We start from the raw sequence: 2,691 nt of genomic DNA, 5'->3' as shown, positions 1-2,691 counted from the left end.
CCGCCTTCGGTCAGGGCCTCCTTCAGTCCGGCCTGCAAGATCACCGGGGTCAAGTTCCTCATGGGTTGGCACCTTCCGAAGCAACACGCTCACGGCAGAACATAGTGCATGTCGCGCTGATGAGAAACATGTCGTCGCGCAACGTGACGGCACCACTAGCGGTAGAATCTTATTGCGTCAATAGCGGTGTTTTGCAATTCATGCACATGTTTTGAAGTCTTCGGATCGTGCATGCCCACCCTCCTCTCCAGAAGCGCTCGCCTCGTCGTCGCCACCCTGCTCACAAAGCTTGTCTGCGGGGCCGCTCAAGGTGCCACGGCACTGGACTGCCTGCCGCCGATCCCGCCCGCGCCGGTTACGGATGCCGCCACGCGTGCCGAGTTTCGCGTGGAGATCGGGCAGGAGTTCACGGCCTATTTCGATGAGGCGCAGGCCTATCTCCGCTGTCTGGATGCCGCGCGATCGGAGGTGTCCGAAGAGATCAACCGCGCGATCCGGGACTACCAGGCCCTCGGCCCCGAGCCTGACGGTTGATCACGCCAGATCAAGTCTTCCTGCCCCTCCCCTCCCAGCTCTTTCACAAGGAAACCAGCAATGAATTCCCTACGCGCCGTGGCCGCGGTCGCAGCGACTGCCGTCTCAGTTTCTCTTTCGGCGCCCGCTGCCGCCTATCCCGTCGATTGCGCGATCCTTCTCTGCCTCGCAGGCGGCTGGCCTGCCTCGGCCGAGTGTGCCCACGCCCGTGCTGTGTTCATCGCGCGGATCACGCCCTGGCCGGTCGAGCCGCCTTTGCAGATCTGGAACTGTCCGATGCGGGCGTCCCTGAACCGCGAAATAGCCCCGATGGAGCGGCTGCTTGAGTTCGCGCTGCTTGGCAAAGGCGGACCGCTCCCGCAGTCACCGGGCGAGAGCCCTGCCGAGCTTTATCTGGTCCAAGACCGGGCGGACGTCGACATTTCCGATCCGGCTTACGACTTCGTGCGCTCGATCCATGTGTTTCAGATCGAATACCGGCGGCACCGCAACAGGGACGGTGACTGCAACACCTGGTCGACGATCCGAGAGGGGACCTACGGCGAACAAGGTGACTTCGCTTGGGCGCGATCTACGCCCGCCCGGGTTCCGTCCGCATCAGCGTTCCGCCCGGGGACAAGCTGTTCTGATTACTGGTTCCGAGGCGTCTTCGTCGATTGGACCGACTACGAGGGCACCTACGGCTTCGAGGAGGTGCGCTACTGATGGGCTAGCCATACCGTCTCAACCAATACGATCGAAAGACTAAGCCCCCCAGAAACAGAAACGACGCCAGACCATAGGCCCGACGCCGCACTGATTTCCTCGTGGTAGTGGGAATCTAGCGCGAGCATTGGGTCCGTTCAACCGGCAAATACCTTTGCCGGAACGAAATTTTGCACGCATCGCGGTTTGGTGTCGCCCCTTGAAGGAACGACACGACATGGAACTCACGACCGGTGCTATCCTGCGCCGCATCACCGAAACGCCACTCTCCACGGCGGCGCATAAGCTCGCGACGATCATCCTCGACGGGATCGCCTGGAAGGATGGCTACAACGGCCTGGAGCGCGGGACGGCCGCGTTCACGCTCGGCAGCCTTGCCGACAAGATGGGCGTGTCGCGCCAGCATCTGAATCTCCTGTTGGCTGAATTGGCATCCTCGGCCCTTGAGCTCTTGCGGTGGAAGCCACACGGCAAGTTCGCCCCTTGGCTCTTTCGCTTTGGCGCTGTGGATAACCTTTCGCTCGAGCCAGATCATGTGTCGCCTACAGATGACACATCACTATCTAGAGAGTCTAAGAACAAAATGATGTTCGCCGGGAAGATCGAAATCGGGGCTGCATCCAACGTCCACCGAACCCCTTGGGGCGATCTGATCAAAGCGGCGAAGACCGCCCTGCCATGCTGGAATGTCGATACCCAGGTTATCTGGGACGCGTTCCGATCCTTCAACCAGGCAAGGGGCAACGCCGAAGTGCCGGCCGGGTACCTGCTGGGCTTCATGCGGAAGTGGCGGGCCACGAAACCCAACCAGGCAACTGCGGGCGTATTGCGCGGCGCCGCTGGCCACAATCCGACGCCACAGGAGACAGTGATTATAGATATGATCAAGGCGGCCCCCATCACCAACCGGCACTTCCATGCCTCCGACCTGCGTCGCGCCATCGGTTCCGCCGCCTATGCCGCGAGGGTGCTCGCAATCTCGACCCAATACGGCTGCTCAACGTTCACGGCGACACTGGTTGTTCACGGCCAGGCGGTTCTGGAAGGCGAGATCACGCGTTGAACCATGAGGCGAGAACGCAAGGCAGCGCTCACCGCCGCAACGGGTCCGAGCGGCGAAGGCTTGAAATCCCACATCGGTTATCTTACGTTTTCAGCAACGATCAGCAGAAAGTACGACAATGCCCGAGACCGCCACTTTGTCCTCGAAATTCCAGATCTCGATCCCCAAGGCGATCCGCTCGGCCCAGCACTGGGAGGCAGGGCTTACCTTTGCCTTCATTCCGAAAGGTACGGGTGTCCTGCTGGTGCCAGTCCCCAAACGCGAGGCGCTGAAGGGCCTTGCGCGTGGGGCTGTGCCAACGGACTATCGTGACCGGACTGACCGCTTCTGATGGTCCTGGTTGACACCTCCGCCTGGATCGAATGGCTGATCGGCTCAAGCACTGCGGA

The 2,691-nt window shown here is 61.2% G+C and carries 5 protein-coding genes; all 5 read left to right on the top strand.

The window, feature by feature from the left end:
* Positions 1–215 (top strand): hypothetical protein (locus ACRCSW_RS21345; protein ID WP_438707666.1); only part of this gene is annotated, 215 nt, incomplete at its 5' end.
* Between the two features lie 16 nt (positions 216–231).
* On the top strand, positions 232–534 hold the full coding sequence (locus ACRCSW_RS21340) for a hypothetical protein (protein WP_438707665.1): 303 nt from the start codon (positions 232–234) through the stop codon (positions 532–534).
* Positions 535–594: 60 nt separating this feature from the next.
* Entirely contained in the window at positions 595–1,239 is a 645-nt protein-coding gene (locus ACRCSW_RS21335) for a hypothetical protein (protein WP_438707664.1), read from the top strand.
* Positions 1,240–1,456: 217 nt separating this feature from the next.
* The gene (locus ACRCSW_RS21330; RefSeq protein WP_438707663.1) at positions 1,457–2,302 is read left to right on the top strand and encodes a hypothetical protein; all 846 of its coding nucleotides are present in this window, start codon (positions 1,457–1,459) and stop codon (positions 2,300–2,302) included.
* Positions 2,303–2,420: 118 nt separating this feature from the next.
* Positions 2,421–2,633, top strand: coding sequence for an AbrB/MazE/SpoVT family DNA-binding domain-containing protein (locus ACRCSW_RS21325; protein ID WP_295018805.1), 213 nt, complete (start codon positions 2,421–2,423; stop codon positions 2,631–2,633).
* The last annotated feature ends 58 nt before the right edge of the window (positions 2,634–2,691 follow it).

This window comes from Tabrizicola sp. (assembly GCF_051645465.1).
Taxonomy (GTDB): Bacteria; Pseudomonadota; Alphaproteobacteria; order Rhodobacterales; family Rhodobacteraceae; genus Tabrizicola.
The sequence above is the reverse complement of the archived record's forward strand: the minus strand, read 5'-3'. Positions and strand labels throughout refer to the sequence as shown.

Coding starts and splice junctions, on each gene's coding strand:
- ACRCSW_RS21340 (WP_438707665.1), top strand. CDS start 232: ATGCCCACCCTCCTCTCCAGAAGCGCTCGCCTCGTCGTCGCCACCCTG.
- ACRCSW_RS21335 (WP_438707664.1), top strand. CDS start 595: ATGAATTCCCTACGCGCCGTGGCCGCGGTCGCAGCGACTGCCGTCTCA.
- ACRCSW_RS21325 (WP_295018805.1), top strand. CDS start 2,421: ATGCCCGAGACCGCCACTTTGTCCTCGAAATTCCAGATCTCGATCCCC.
- ACRCSW_RS21330 (WP_438707663.1), top strand. CDS start 1,457: ATGGAACTCACGACCGGTGCTATCCTGCGCCGCATCACCGAAACGCCA.